14 protein-coding genes are annotated in these 13,160 nt (G+C 73.4%); 11 read left to right on the forward strand and 3 right to left on the reverse strand.

The window, feature by feature from the left end:
• The first annotated feature begins 6 nt into the window (after positions 1 to 6).
• The 5 genes from ACWCPI_RS27670 to ACWCPI_RS27690 all read left to right on the forward strand — a co-directional run bounded on the left by ACWCPI_RS27670 (position 7) and on the right by ACWCPI_RS27690 (position 2,904).
• Positions 7 to 933: a hypothetical protein gene (locus tag ACWCPI_RS27670; protein WP_451040760.1), complete on the forward strand. Its 927-nt coding sequence runs from the start codon at positions 7 to 9 to the stop codon at positions 931 to 933.
• The gene (locus tag ACWCPI_RS27675; protein WP_451040684.1) at positions 930 to 1,175 is read left to right on the forward strand and encodes a Trm112 family protein; all 246 of its coding nucleotides are present in this window, start codon (positions 930 to 932) and stop codon (positions 1,173 to 1,175) included. Before ACWCPI_RS27670 ends, ACWCPI_RS27675 begins: the two co-directional genes overlap by 4 nt.
• The gene (locus ACWCPI_RS27680) at positions 1,172 to 1,999 is read left to right on the forward strand and encodes an FkbM family methyltransferase (RefSeq protein ID WP_451040685.1); all 828 of its coding nucleotides are present in this window, start codon (positions 1,172 to 1,174) and stop codon (positions 1,997 to 1,999) included. Before ACWCPI_RS27675 ends, ACWCPI_RS27680 begins: the two co-directional genes overlap by 4 nt.
• Positions 1,965 to 2,582: a hypothetical protein gene (locus tag ACWCPI_RS27685; protein WP_451040686.1), complete on the forward strand. Its 618-nt coding sequence runs from the start codon at positions 1,965 to 1,967 to the stop codon at positions 2,580 to 2,582. Before ACWCPI_RS27680 ends, ACWCPI_RS27685 begins: the two co-directional genes overlap by 35 nt.
• 61 nt (positions 2,583 to 2,643) lie before the next feature.
• Positions 2,644 to 2,904 (forward strand): hypothetical protein, encoded by a 261-nt coding sequence (locus ACWCPI_RS27690; protein WP_451040687.1) that lies wholly within the window; start codon positions 2,644 to 2,646, stop codon positions 2,902 to 2,904.
• Positions 2,905 to 2,915: 11 nt separating this feature from the next.
• On the opposite strand, the gene ACWCPI_RS27695 is transcribed toward ACWCPI_RS27690, so the two are convergent.
• Positions 2,916 to 3,785 carry an ATP-grasp domain-containing protein gene (locus tag ACWCPI_RS27695; protein WP_451040688.1) on the reverse strand — a complete coding sequence of 290 codons (870 nt, stop codon included), beginning with the start codon at positions 3,783 to 3,785 and terminating at the stop codon, positions 2,916 to 2,918.
• Between the two features lie 416 nt (positions 3,786 to 4,201).
• On the opposite strand from ACWCPI_RS27695, the gene ACWCPI_RS27700 reads away from it, so the two are divergent.
• The 4 genes from ACWCPI_RS27700 (at position 4,202) to ACWCPI_RS27715 (ending at position 9,096) form a co-directional block, all read left to right on the forward strand.
• On the forward strand, positions 4,202 to 5,650 hold the full coding sequence (locus ACWCPI_RS27700; protein WP_451040689.1) for an acyl-CoA synthetase: 1,449 nt from the start codon (positions 4,202 to 4,204) through the stop codon (positions 5,648 to 5,650).
• Positions 5,643 to 7,004 carry a carboxyl transferase domain-containing protein gene (locus tag ACWCPI_RS27705; protein ID WP_451040690.1) on the forward strand — a complete coding sequence of 454 codons (1,362 nt, stop codon included), beginning with the start codon at positions 5,643 to 5,645 and terminating at the stop codon, positions 7,002 to 7,004. The genes ACWCPI_RS27700 and ACWCPI_RS27705 overlap by 8 nt, the downstream gene beginning before the upstream one ends.
• A 351-nt stretch (positions 7,005 to 7,355) precedes the next feature.
• A complete protein-coding gene (locus ACWCPI_RS27710; RefSeq protein WP_451040691.1) occupies positions 7,356 to 8,390 on the forward strand; it encodes a rod shape-determining protein in 1,035 nt (344 codons plus the stop codon).
• A gap of 442 nt (positions 8,391 to 8,832) precedes the next feature.
• Positions 8,833 to 9,096: a DUF1876 domain-containing protein gene (locus ACWCPI_RS27715; RefSeq protein WP_451040692.1), complete on the forward strand. Its 264-nt coding sequence runs from the start codon at positions 8,833 to 8,835 to the stop codon at positions 9,094 to 9,096.
• A 63-nt stretch (positions 9,097 to 9,159) separates the two neighbouring features.
• On the opposite strand, the gene ACWCPI_RS27720 is transcribed toward ACWCPI_RS27715, so the two are convergent.
• Positions 9,160 to 9,840, reverse strand: a complete 681-nt coding sequence (locus tag ACWCPI_RS27720; RefSeq protein WP_451040693.1) for a response regulator — start codon at positions 9,838 to 9,840, stop codon at positions 9,160 to 9,162.
• Positions 9,837 to 11,519 (reverse strand): ATP-binding protein, encoded by a 1,683-nt coding sequence (locus ACWCPI_RS27725; RefSeq protein ID WP_451040694.1) that lies wholly within the window; start codon positions 11,517 to 11,519, stop codon positions 9,837 to 9,839. The genes ACWCPI_RS27720 and ACWCPI_RS27725 overlap by 4 nt, the downstream gene beginning before the upstream one ends.
• 97 nt (positions 11,520 to 11,616) lie before the next feature.
• On the opposite strand from ACWCPI_RS27725, the gene ACWCPI_RS27730 reads away from it, so the two are divergent.
• Positions 11,617 to 12,621: a Bug family tripartite tricarboxylate transporter substrate binding protein gene (locus tag ACWCPI_RS27730; protein ID WP_451040695.1), complete on the forward strand. Its 1,005-nt coding sequence runs from the start codon at positions 11,617 to 11,619 to the stop codon at positions 12,619 to 12,621.
• Positions 12,618 to 13,154, forward strand: a complete 537-nt coding sequence (locus ACWCPI_RS27735) for a tripartite tricarboxylate transporter TctB family protein (RefSeq protein WP_451040696.1) — start codon at positions 12,618 to 12,620, stop codon at positions 13,152 to 13,154. Before ACWCPI_RS27730 ends, ACWCPI_RS27735 begins: the two co-directional genes overlap by 4 nt.
• The last annotated feature ends 6 nt before the right edge of the window (positions 13,155 to 13,160 follow it).

Genomic DNA, 13,160 nt, shown 5'->3' on the forward strand with positions numbered 1-13,160 from the left:
TGGGGAGTGGCCGCGGCCCTGCTGGCGAACACCCTGTACAGCCTCGGTTTCGTCCTGGAGAAACGGGCGCTCACCGCACTCCCGGAGGTGACGGTCAGGCAACCCGCCCGGCTGCTGCGCCTGGTCCTCGGCAGCCCGCTGTGGATCGGCGGCTCACTCGCCCTCGCCGCCGGTTTCGCGGCCCAACTCGTCGTCTACCGCACCCTGCCGATCGCCGCCGCGCAGGGCATCTTCGTCTCCGGGCTCGTCCTGCTCGTCCTGCTCTCCGCCCGGCTGCTGGGCGAGGAGACCAGCGGCCGTGAACGGTACTCGCTCGCCGCGATCCTCGCCGCGCTGCTGATGGTCGTGCTGTCGCTGCGCGAGGGCCGGGACGCGGGGGACGCCGTGAGCCGGGCCGCCCCGTACCCGCTGATCCTGCTGGTGTGCGTGCCGTCGCTGGCGCTGGGGGTGTGGCTGTACAACTCCGCCGAGCGCAGGACCCGGCACCGGCACCGGCTGCCGACGACCGGCGTCGAGTACGGCGTCGCGGTGGGGCTGCTGTACGGCGTCAGCTCGCTCGCGATCAAGGGGGTGTCCAGCTATCTGACGGCGAGCGGGATCGGCGGCGCCCTGCTGGACCTGCTCCGGTCCCCGTACCCCTACCTCCTGCTGTTCACCGGCGCTTTCGGGCTGGTCATGTCGCAGGCGGCGCTGCAGCGCTGCCGGGCCTCGCTGATCGTGCCGGTGTGCACGACGGTGACCTGCGTGTACACGGCCGTGCTCGGCACGCTGTCGTTCGGCGAGACGCTGCCCGAGGACCCGCTGCGGCTGGCGCTGCGCGTCGCGGGCACGGCGCTCGCCCTCGGGGTGTTGCTGGCGATGCCACGGCACGACCCGCCGGCCCCACCCTCCCCTCGACCCCCCATGGAAGCCAAGGAGTTGACCCCACCGTGAACCCCGACGACCCACTGCTGCAGATCCTGGCGTGTCCCCTCGACAAAGGCCCGCTGCACCTCGTCGCACCGGACGCCTCCGACGCGCCCGCCGACACCGGGGAGACGGCCGTGGCGCTGTACAACCCGCGTCTGCGCCGCCGTTACCCGATCGTGGACGGCATCCCGCAGCTGCTGCCGGCCTCCGGGGAGCAGGTCTCCGACGACGAGCACGAGGCCCTTCTCAAGCGGATGGCCCCATGACCACCACCCTCGCGGCCCGCCTGGCCCCGTACCTCCCGGTCCGCCTGGTCGCGGCGACCGCCCGGGCCGTCTACCCGCGCTTCGAACCGGAGCTGGCCCGGCTCGCCGACCTGTGCCCGTCCGGCTGCGGTACCGCGGTGGACGTCGGCGGCTGGTACGGCCCCTGGACGCACCGGCTGAGCAGACGGGCGCGGCAGGTGGTGACGGTCGAACCGGTCCCCCATCTGGCACGGCTGCTCGCGTCGGGGACCCGGCCGAACGTACGCGTGATCCAGGCCGCCGCCTCCGACCGGCCCGGCACGGCCCGGCTCTGGCTGCCCCAGGGCGACGCGGGCGACCGCGGGGTGTCGTCCCTGGTGCGCAGGAACATCCACCAGCGCGCGCTGCACGTGTCCTGCGTCGCCCTGGACGACCTCGGACTGCGGGACGTCGGCTTCATGAAGATCGACGTCGACGGCAACGAGCTGGCCGTGCTGCGGGGCGCGACGGCGATCCTGGCCCGCGACCGGCCGGCGCTGTTCGTGGAGCTGGAGTCCCGTATCCAGCCGATCGGCCCGGTGGTGACGTATCTGTCGATGCTGCGCTACGACGGCTGGGTGCTGCCCGGCGGCAGCTGGGTGCCGCTGTCTGCGTTCCCGCTGGAGAGCCATCAGGCGCAGGCCTCCCATGTCGTGTCCCAGGGCCTGCTCCGGCGGGTCCTGCCGATCGGCCCGCTGCGAGGTCCCCGTTACGTCAACTCCGTGCTCTTCCTGCCCGACGGCCGCCGACCGGGCGGGCGGGTGCGCGAGCATGGTCCCCATGCCCTCCGGAAAGCCCCCCGCTAGCGGTCACGCCGCCGCCGGACCCTTCACGCCGCTCCACTTCCAGCTGGTGCTGCTGCGCCGCATGGCCGACCACAACCCGGACCTGGTGGAGGACGCCCGCCGGACCCTGGGTGTCTCCCTCGCCGAGATGCGCGAGGCGAACAAGCGGTGGCAGGCGATGGTGCGCTCTCCCCGGTCCCGCGCCGCTGCGACGCGGTACCGCTCGGTGCTCGGCAAGCCCGAGTCGGTCGTCTCCCGCACGGTGGGGGACCTGGAGTGCGAGGCCTGGCTGTGGCCCGTCCCGCTCTGGCCCGACCTGCGCTTCGAGGCGCTGCTCGCCCCGAACGGCACGGTGTGGAACGAGTGGCTGGTCCGCGCCCCCGGCGCCCCCGCCCCCGAATTGCGCACGGTCGCCGACCTCACCCCCTGGTCCTGCACGGTCGACGAGGCCGCCCGCGCCTTCGCCCCCGCCCGGCCCCTGGAGGGGACGGCCCCGACCCGGTGGGGGCTGGCGTTCTCGGCACCGGACGGGGAGGGCGTGCGGCACAAGGTGGTGGCCGAGTTCACGTGGGGGCTGCTGCAGCGGACGGCTGTCACCGGCTGACCCGCGCGCCGGGGGGAGTGCGCCGTACACCCGGCGGCACCCGTGTGCGATCGTTCGGCTCATGAGTGGCGACTACGACCGCATCCGTACCGGCATCGAGTTCATGACCGCCTACGTGTCCGGGAACGACCTCCTGGCGGCGTACGTGGCGGAGCGGCGCCGCGACGACCCCTCGGCGTCCGATGTGCTGATGGACGGCGCCGCGGCCCTCTGCGCGCTGCTGCTGCGCAAGATCGCACGGGAGACCGGGAGGACCGAGCACGAGATCCTGCAGGAGCTGGCCCGCGGCACCCACCGGCACGAGCAGCAGTTCGGCGACTGACCCGAGGCGCGCTACCCGGCCGCCGCCAGGATCGCCTGCACCACCGCCGGCACCGATCCCGGGTGCAGCGACAGGAAGAGGTTCGGCTCGACCAGCTCCAGCTCCATCACCCGGGGCCGCCCGTCCTCCCCGTCGACCAGGTCCACGCGCGCGTACAGCAGCTCGGCAGTCCGCGGTACGGCGGCCAGGGCGCGTTCGGCGACCGCGAGCTCCGCCGGGGTCGGGGTCCAGGGCTCCAGGCCGGGGTGGGCGACCTTGCGCTCGTCGTACGGCGTCCCGCGGGTGAGGACGGCGCCCTTGCGGCTGGCGTGCAGCAGGCGGCCGCCGTAGAACTGCAGGGCCCGCTCCCCGCTGACGTCGATGTTCCCGAGGTAGGGCTGCACCATCGCGGTGAACCCCTCCGCGTGCATGCGCGCGAGCTGCCGTACGGCCGTGTCGTGGTCCTCGGGTGTGTAGCGGGCGGCGAACCGCGCGCCCGCGCCGGAGGTGGGCTTGACGACGTACTCGATGCCGTCCGGGAGCTCGGCACAGTCACCCGGCGCGATGTACCGGGTGGCCACGACGGGCACGCCGGCCCCGGCGAGATCGCCGAGGTACCGCTTGTCGGCGTTCCACCGCACCACGTCGGCCGGGTTCGCGAGCCGGGTCGCCTCGGCGCACCGCCGCGCCCACCCCAGGAACTCCGCGGCACGCCAGCTGTAGTCCCAGGTGGAGCGGAGCACGGCGAGGTCGTGACCGCCCCAGTCGACCGCGTCGTCGTCCCAGGCCACGGCGTCGGCCTCGGCCCCGGCTGCCCGCAGCGCCTCGACGAGCACCGGGAGGTCGCGGTCGACGGCGACCTCGGGTCCGGGACGGCAGGTGACGAGGGCGATGCGGGGCACGGCGGTTCCTCCGGGCGGGACGGCGAGGCACCGCGCAGGCTAACAAGCGCTTGCCCGACTCGGACAGGCCCGCTCGGCCCGCACCGTCGGGGCAGCCGCGGCACCGGACCGCGAGGAACCGCCGGGGTCCACCGGCGCGCGGCGAGGCGGGGGTGGGCTGCGCGTCGCGGTGGCCGCCGTGGCGGCGGTGGGCTGCGCTTCGCGGCGGCCGCTCGGGTGGGCGGCGCCGACCGCGGGTGTTTCTCCCGGCAGTCGATGGTGTACGGAGAAGTCGGGGTGGCGGTGGTGCCCGCGGTTGTGCGGCCCTCGGTGGTCGCAGCGGGTTGCGGGTAGGCCACCATGGAGCACAGGCGATCACAGGCGATCACAGGCGACACCAAGTCACGACAGGCAGCGACAGCCAAGGAGTACGACGCGTGTCCTCTCTCTTCCCGGGTCTGACAGCCGCTCCGTCGGCCGGCCGTACCGCCCTGAGGTTCGGCGACAGGGCCCTGACCTACGCGGAGCTCGCCGCCGCGGCAGGCGCCCTCGCGGACCGGATCGCCGGCGCGAGCCGGGTCGCCGTGTGGGCGACCCCCACGCTGGAGACGGCCGTCGCGGTGGTCGCGGCGCTGGAGGCCGGGGTACCCGCCGTGCCGCTGAACCCCAAGTCCGGGGAGAAGGAACTCGGGCACATCCTGGCGGACAGCGCGCCGAGCCTCGTCCTCGCCGCACCGGCCGACGAACTCCCCGCCCCGCTGCTCGGCCTGGCGCGCGTGGACGTCGACGCGCAGGCAGACGGCGCTCTTCCCGACCCGCCCGCCTGTGGCGAGGACCCCGCCCTGATCGTCTACACCTCCGGCACCACGGGCCCGCCCAAGGGCGCAGTGATCCCGCGCCGCGCCGTCGCGCACACCCTGGACGCGCTCGCCGACGCCTGGCAGTGGACCGCCGACGACGTCCTCGTCCACGGCCTGCCCCTGTTCCATGTGCACGGCCTGGTCCTGGGCATCCTGGGCCCGCTGCGCCGCGGCGGATCCGTCCGGCACCTCGGCCGGTTCGACACCGAGGCCGTGGCGCGTGAGCTGACCGACGGCGCGACCATGCTGTTCGGCGTGCCGACGATGTACCACCGCATCGCCCAGGCCCTCCCGGAGACGCCGCTGCTGGCGAAGGCGCTGGGCAGGGCCCGGCTGCTGGTCTCGGGGTCGGCGGCGCTGCCGGTGCACGACCACGAGCGGATCACCGCGGCGACCGGGCAGCGGGTCGTGGAGCGGTACGGCATGACCGAGACGCTGATGAACACGAGCGTGCGCGCGGACGGCGAGCCGAGGGCCGGGACGGTCGGCGTGCCACTGCCGGGCGTGGAACTGCGGCTCGTGGAGGAGGACGGGGTGCCGGTGGCGTCGTACGACGGCGAGACCGTGGGCGAGATCCAGGTGCGCGGCCCGAACCTGTTCAGCGGGTACCTGGGCCGCCCCGACGCCACGGCGGCGGCGTTCACCGAGGACGGCTGGTTCCGCACCGGCGACATGGCGGTGCGCGATCCCGACGGGTACGTCCGCATCGTCGGCCGCAAGGCCACCGACCTGATCAAGAGCGGCGGGTACAAGATCGGGGCGGGTGAGATCGAGAACGCGCTCCTCGAACATCCGGGGGTACGGGAGGCGGCCGTCACCGGCGAGCCGGACGCGGACCTGGGTGAGCGGATCGTGGCGTGGATCGTCGCGGAGGACCCCCAGGCGCCGCCGAGCGCGCGGGAACTGGCCGACCACGTGGCCCGCCGCCTCGCCCCGCACAAGCGCCCGCGCGTCGTCCACCACCTGACCGCGCTCCCCCGCAACGACATGGGGAAGGTCATGAAGCGGGCGCTGAGCCGTGACTGAGCGGCGCGCGACCGCGCGGGAGGCCGTCGCCCTGCTCGCCGACGACTTCACCGAACTCCCCCGCCCGGTACGGGACCCGATGCCCGACGGCCCCCTCGGCTGGCCCGGCTACGACGCCTCGCGCGCCCGCGCCGCCCAGCGCACCGGCGAGGAGGAGTCGGTGCTCTGCGGCACCGCCACCGTCGAGGGCACCCGCGCGGTCCTGATCGCCTTCGAGTTCGGCTTCCTGGGCGGCTCGCTCGGCGAACGCACCGGCGACCGGCTGGAGGCGGCGTACACGTACGCCCGGGACCGGCGTCTTCCGGTGGTCCCCCTGGTCGCGACGGGCGGCAGCCGGATGCAGGAGGGCATGCTCGCCCTGACCCAACTCCAGCGGGTGGCCCGCCAGTCGGAACTGACCCGCGCGGCCGGGCTGCCGCAGATAGCGGTCCTGCGGGATCCGACGACCGGTGGCGGCTGGGCCACCCTCGGCGCGGGCGCCGACGTCTCCCTTGCCCTTCCCGGCGCCCAGGTCGGCTTCGCGGGCTCCCGGGTCCGCCCACCTGACGCGGACCCGGCCGCCTACACGGCGGAGGCGCAGGTGAGGGCGGGTGCGGTGGACGCGGTCGTGCGGCCCGAGGCGCTGCGGACCGAACTGGGCCGGTGGCTACGGCTGCTCACGGCATCCGGCACCGAAGCCGCCCCGCCGCCGCGCCCGCTCGGCGCCACCGACCCGCCCGCCACCGGCTGGGACGCGGTCCGGCGCGCCCGCTCACCCGAACGTCCCCGTGCCGCCCGCTACTTGGACGCGTACTTCACCGACCGCGTCACCATCAGCGGCGACCGCTGCGGCGGCACCGACCCCGACGGCATGCTGTGCGGCTTCGGGGACCACGAGGGCCGCACGGTCGCGTACGCCGCCCAGACCGGCACCGCCACCCGTCCCGCCGGGTACCGCACCGCCACCCGTCTGATCCGCCTCGCGGACCGGCTCGGCATCCCGGTGCTGACCCTGGTGGACACCCCGGGCGCGGCGAACGACGCGGAGGCGGAGCGGCAGGGCGTGGGGGCGGCGATCGCGGACCTGTTCGGCGCGGTGGCCGCGGCCCGCGTCCCGATCACGACGCTGGTGATCGGGGAGGGCGGCTCGGGCGGGGCGCTGGCCTTGGCGGCGCCCGGCAACACCTGGGCCACGCCGGACAGTTACTTCTCGGTCATAGCACCGGAGTCGGCGGCGGCGATCCTGAAGCGGCCACCGCAGGAGGTGGAGGCGACGGCGGACCGACTCCGCCTGCGGCCCCAGGACCTGGTCGACCTCGGAGTGATCCGGGCGACGGTCCACCGCACCCCGGACCCGGGCACCCCTCCCCCCTGAACGACCCCCGCCCGTCCCTCGGCAGACAACCGCGCCCCTCACCGACGCACCCACGACCGCAACCACCGCCCGCCCTCCGTCCCCTGCTCACGGCCGCTGCTCACGGCCGCCCGGACCCGGCGAGTCGTCGGGTCCACGCAGGCGACTCGCCGAAGACCGCCGGACAAACCCCCATTCGGCCGCACCCCACCCGGCCCCCTCCAGCGGGCGCCCCCCACCAGGCCGCGCGCACGATGCCAGAGAGGCCCCCCACCGGGCGGCCCCGCATGCACACCCCCCACACGACCCCATGCGCAAGGCCCGCCACCCACCCACCGGCCCCCACGGTCTGCGTTCTCGGGAGGATCCGCCATGACCGCCACTCTGGAGCAGCTGCGCCGCTGCCATTTCGCCGTCGACCTGGGGGCTGCCAGGACCCGCGTCTATGTGAAGGGCGCCGGACTCGTCGTCGACCAGCCCTCCGCCGCGGCCGTCAACACCCGTACCGGCGCCCTCATCGCGGTCGGCGAGCTCGCCGAGCGGATGACCGGACGCACCCCGCCCTACATCCGCGTGGTACGGCCCGTCTCGGGCGGCACCGTCGTCGACATCGAGATGGCGCAGCGCATGCTGCGGCACCTCCTCGGCGACAAGATGCGCCGCACCCTGCGCCGCAAGCCGTTCCTGCGGGCCGCGGCCTGCACCCCGCACGACGCCGACCCGCTCGCGCAGCGCGCCGCCATCGAAACCCTCGTCGGCCTCGGTGCCCGGCGCGTGGAGCTGGTCGACACCCTCATCGCCGCCGCCGTCGGCTGCGGACTGCCCGTGGAGCAGCCCGAGGCCAGCATGATCATGGTGTGCGGGGCCGCCGCGACCGAGGTCGCCGTGCTCTCGCTCGGGGCCATCGTCACCGCCGAACGCATCCGGGTGGGCGGCGAGGCCGTCGACCACGCGATCGTGCAGCACCTGCGGCACGAACACGAGCTGATGCTGCCCAGCCAGAACGTACGGCCCCTGCAGCTCGCGCTCTCCGGCAACGGGCTCACGCCGCACGGACCGGCCTCCACCGAGATCCACGGCCGCGACGTCTGCACCGGCCTGGCCCGCAGTGTCCAGGTGGACACCGCCGCCGTACGGGAGGCCATCCAGACCCCGCTGACCGGCGTGCTCGACGCCATCGGCAAGGTGCTGCGCGAGTGCCCGCCCGACCTCGTGGCCGACCTCGCCGACCGCGGGATCACGATGGTCGGCGGCAGTGCGCTGCTGCCCGGCTTCGACCAGATGCTGAAGCAGGCCACCCGGATGCCCGTGCACATCGCCGAGCGCCCCGACGTCTGCGCCGTGCAGGGCCTGGGCACCATGCTGGAGGGCAAGATCGCGCCGCTGGAGCTGGACCCGGCCGAGTGAGCCCGCCTGCGGGCCGCCGCGCCCGTCAGTACGGCAGAATCCGCCCCGACGGCGTGCGCCGGTCGATCTCGCCCCTGGTGTCGCGGGGAGCCGCGGGCCGGCGGGTGACACGAACGCGGACGTGTGTCTGGCGGTTCATGGCGCCCTCCTCATGGCCGGCCGGGTCCGTCGGAACCAGCCTTGTCTCCGCGACCTTTCGGCACATCGTGCCCACCGAGGCACTTGTCATGCCTCCGCGCCCGGAGCGGTTGCGCGGAAGCTCGCTTCTCGGGGTGCAGCCGGGTCACGTCGGCGGTGCGGTCACCGGCCCGTGACCGAGCGGCACGCACGCGTCGAAGCGCGGCACCGGGGTGTCGGCTCGCGCTGGACCCGGCCCGGGAACAGGCGCACGCTCGACAGTGGGGGAAGCCCGTTCTCCTCACCCCGTACGGAAGTGATCTCGATGGAAGACAAGCACTGGACCGTCCGGATCCACATCACCGAGGACGGCGACGACACCCGCGCCGAGGCCGTGCTGAACGCCCAGGACGCCGACACCGCGACCGTCACCGGCCGGGGTGTGGCCCACCGCAATCCGATCGACCGGCCGATCCCCGAGATCGGCGACGAACTCGCCGCCAGCCGCGCTCTGGAGGACCTGGCCATCAGGCTGCACGACATGGCGTCCGACGACATCGTCCAGCTGACCGGTCCCGTCGACCGGTGACACGTCCGGCGCGGGGCGGCCGGCCCCGTGCCGGCCGCCCCGCGCCGGACGGCTGCCCCGGCGTCAGTCGTCCAGCCAGCTGTAGCGCCGCTCCGGCCGCCCCGCCTGCCCGTAGCGCAGCGACACCTCCGCCCGCCCCGTGACGCTGAAGTGCTCCAGGTACCGGCGGGCACTGACCCGCGACACCCCGAGCCGGGCGGCGCACTCGGCGGCGGAGAGGCTGCCGTCGGCGGCGCGCAGCTCGCGTTCGATCAGCTCGGCGGTCTCCACGCTCATGCCCTTGGGCAGCGGCGCCGCGGCGGTGACCGGCGCCGCGCCCCGCGCCAGTGCCCGGTCCACGTCGGACTGCCCGCTGACGACCGCCGCGTACAGGTTGCTCCGCCGGGCCGCGTACTGCTCCAGGCGCGTCCTGAGGTCGTCGGCGTCGAACGGCTTGAGCAGGTAGTCGACGACGCCCTGCCGTACGGCGCCGCGCACCGCCTCCGACTCGCGTGCCGCGCTGATCACCATGACGTCGCAGTCGTGCCCGGCGGTGCGCAGCCGCGGGATGATCTCCAGCCCGAACATGTCGGGCAGATAGAGGTCGAGCAGCACCAGGTCGGGCTGCGTCTCGGCGACGGCGGTGAGTGCCTGCTCCCCGCAGTTCGCCGTGCCGATCACCCGGAACCCGTCGACGTCGTTCACGAATCCACGGTGGATCCGCGCCACCATGAAGTCGTCGTCAACGATCAGCACGTCGATCATCGGACTCTCTCCGTCGTTCGGTCGGCCGGGCGGCCGACGGACATCCGGGCGGTGAACATGGCGCCCTCCTGCGTGTTGGTCACCGACACCTCTCCGCCGCGGCGTTTGCACACCAGCCGGGTGAGTGCCAGGCCGATCCCCCGGTCGCCGCCCTGTGCGGCCTTGGTCGTGAACCCGTGCGAGAACACCTCCTGCGCCAGCTCGGGCGCCACCCCGGGCCCCGAGTCGCGTACGACGATCTCCACGCTGGAGGCGTCCTGGCGCAGTTCCACCTCCACCCACGCGTCATGGTCGTCGTCCCCCGCGACGGCGGCGTCGACCGCGTTGTCCACGAGGTTGCCGAGCACGGTCGCCACGTCCGCCGAGTCGGTCGGCTCCAGCCGTTCCAGTGCGGTGCGCTCGGAGATCTTCAGACGTACCTTGCGTTCCGCGGCGAGCGACGACTTGGCCATGAGCAGCGCGGCGACGGCCCGGTCGCGGACCCGGCTGGTGAGGTTCAGATCGAGCGACTCGCGGTGTTTGCGCAGGGCGCGCACGTACCGTACGACCTCGTCGTGCTCGCCGATCTGGATGAGCCCGGAGATGGTGTGCAGTTGGTTGGAGAACTCGTGGGCCTGCGCCCGCAGCAGTTCGGCGCTGCTGCGGAAGGACCCCAACTCCCGTTCCAGCTGGGCGAGTTCGGTACGGTCACGCAGCGTCGTCACGGAGCCGAGGCGACGGCCGTCCTTGGTGACGTCCATCCGGTTCATCACCAGGACCCGGCCCCGGCGTACGACCACCTCGTCGCGCCGCGCGAGGTCGCCGGAGTCCGGGTCGGGCGCGGTCCCGGCCAGGACGTCGTAGAGCCGTCCCTCGATCCCGAGGTCGGTCAGGCTCATCCCGACGCAGTTCTCCGGGAGGTCGAGCAGCCTGCGGCCGACGGCGTTCACCAGGGTGAGCCGCTGTTGCGGATCGAGAGCCACCACGCCCTCGGCGATCCCGAAGAGCATCGCCTCGCGGTGTTCCGCGAGCCCGGCTATCTCGCGCGGTTCCATGCCGAAGGTCTGCCGTTTGATGCGCCGGGCCAGCAGCCAGGAGCCGGCCACGCCGAGGACGCTGGCGACACCCAGGTAGACGAGCAGGTACGAGGAGGCGCCCACCAGCCGCTGCCCGACCGACGGCGAGGCCCGCCCGATCATCACGGTGCCGAGGTGTTCCCCGGTCCGCAGGCCGCGCTCCTCGTCCTCCTCGGCCTGGAGCACCGGCGCCTGCGCCGCCAGCTCGGTGACACCGTTCACCGGCAGCTCACCGGACCAGCCGCGCCCCCCGGCGGCATCCGCGCCGGAGACCGGCAGCCGGGTCCCGAGGAGGGTGGGGTCGGTGGAGGCCACGATCGTGCCGTCGGCGTCCGCGACCGTGGCGGAGCTGATGCCGGACCTGGTCCGTGTGGACTGCAGCAGCGGGGCGAGCATCTCCGCCGGGGCGGGCCGCACGAGCTGGATGCGCACGAGGGGGTTGCCGGCCAGTTCCTCGGCGAGCGCGGTCACCCGGCGCCCCTCGACCCGGTCGAAGGTCGCCTTGGACTGGGCCAGTGAGACGGCGGCGACCGCGACCAGCACGATCACGACGATGGCGAGCTGCCATACCAGCAGCTCGCCCGCGAGCGTCTGACGCCGTTGCGACCGTGACGTTATGACCACTATGAACTCAACCTTCAATGGTCACACAACCGAGACGGGGTGTCTCAGGAACCGCACAATCATGGCGCCGGAACGGGCCGAGCGAAAGAGATGAGCCATGAGAACTCGACGAGCCGCACTTGTCGGAGCTCTTGCCACCGTGTCGATGATCGCGGTCAGCGCCTGTGGTGCCACCGCGGACAAGCAGGAGGGCGGTGGCGGTGACGGCAAGCCCGTGACCGGCCTGCGTCTGATGGTCCCCAACACCCCGGGCAGCGGTTACGACCTCACCGCCCGCACCGTCTCCCAGGTCATGCAGGACACCAAGGTCGCCTCCGGGGTCCAGGTGTTCAACCTGCCGGGCGCCAGCGGCACGGTGGGTCTGCAGCGGCTGGTGAACGAGAAGGGCAACGGCAAGCTGGCCATGCAGATGGGCCTGGGCGTCGTCGGAGCCTCGTACACCTCCAAGTCCAAGGCGACGCTGACCGACACCACGCCGATCGCCAAGCTGATCGAGGAGGCCGGCGCGATCGTCGTGCCGAAGGACTCCCCGTACAAGACGATGGACGACCTCGTCACCGCCTGGAAGAAGGATCCGAAGAAGCTCGCCGTCGGCGGCGGCTCGTCGCCTGGCGGCCCCGACCACCTGCTGCCGATGCAGCTGGCGAAGGCCGTCGGCATCAAGCCGAAGGACGTCAACTTCGTCTCCTACGACGGCGGCGGCGAGCTGCTGCCGGCCATCCTCGGCAACAAGATCGCCTTCGGGGCCAGCGGTTTCGGTGAGTTCCTCGACCAGGTCGAGGCCGGCCAGGTGCGGGTCCTCGCGGTCAGCAGCGAGAAGCCGGTCGAGGCACTGAAGGACGCCCCGACGCTCAAGGACCAGGGCATCGACCTGGTCTTCACCAACTGGCGCGGCATCGTCGCCCCTCCCGGCATCACCGCGGAGCAGAAGCAGACCTGGATCGACTCGCTGACCAAGATGCACGACTCCGAGGAGTGGCAGGCGCAGCTGGAGAAGAACGGCTGGGTGGACGCCTTCGCGGCCGGCGACGAGTTCGGCAGCTACCTGACCGAGCAGGACAAGGCGGTCGCCGACCTGCTGGCGGAACTCGGGCTGGCATGAGCTCCGACGTGAGGGAACGGACCGTGGAGGACTCCCGTCCGCCCCGGGAGGGCGGGGACCGCGCACAGTACGGTGTGTGCGCGTTCCTCGCCCTGCTGGGCACCGCCGTGATCGTGGACGCCCTCGGCATCCCGCACATCACCAGCGGCACCGACCCGGTCGGCCCGCGCGCGGTGCCGCTGATCCTGGGCGGCCTGCTCGTGCTGCTCGCGGCGCTGTACGCCGTGGACGTGGCCCGGGGCGGCCGCGGTGAGCCGGAGGCCGGCGAGGACGTCGACCTGTCGAGCGGCAGCGACTGGCGCACCGTGCTGCTGCTGGTCGGAGTGTTCCTGGCGAACGCGCTGCTCATCGAGCGGCTCGGCTGGGTGATCAGCGGTGCCCTGCTGTTCTGGGGCACCGCGTTCGCCCTCGGCAACCGCCACTACATCCGCAATCTGCTCATCGCCGCGACGCTCTCCCTGACGACGTTCTACGCGTTCGCGATCGGCCTCGGCGTCAACCTCCCCGCCGGGGTCCTGCAAGGAATCCTGTGAGGCCCC

The sequence above is a fragment of the Streptomyces sp. NPDC001920 genome, from assembly GCF_053594495.1.

Coding starts and splice junctions, on each gene's coding strand:
- ACWCPI_RS27685 (WP_451040686.1), top strand. CDS start 1,965: ATGGTCCCCATGCCCTCCGGAAAGCCCCCCGCTAGCGGTCACGCCGCC.
- ACWCPI_RS27715 (WP_451040692.1), top strand. CDS start 8,833: ATGGAAGACAAGCACTGGACCGTCCGGATCCACATCACCGAGGACGGC.
- ACWCPI_RS27680 (WP_451040685.1), top strand. CDS start 1,172: ATGACCACCACCCTCGCGGCCCGCCTGGCCCCGTACCTCCCGGTCCGC.
- ACWCPI_RS27735 (WP_451040696.1), top strand. CDS start 12,618: ATGAGCTCCGACGTGAGGGAACGGACCGTGGAGGACTCCCGTCCGCCC.
- ACWCPI_RS27690 (WP_451040687.1), top strand. CDS start 2,644: ATGAGTGGCGACTACGACCGCATCCGTACCGGCATCGAGTTCATGACC.
- ACWCPI_RS27710 (WP_451040691.1), top strand. CDS start 7,356: ATGACCGCCACTCTGGAGCAGCTGCGCCGCTGCCATTTCGCCGTCGAC.
- ACWCPI_RS27720 (WP_451040693.1), bottom strand. CDS start 9,840: ATGATCGACGTGCTGATCGTTGACGACGACTTCATGGTGGCGCGGATC.
- ACWCPI_RS27730 (WP_451040695.1), top strand. CDS start 11,617: ATGAGAACTCGACGAGCCGCACTTGTCGGAGCTCTTGCCACCGTGTCG.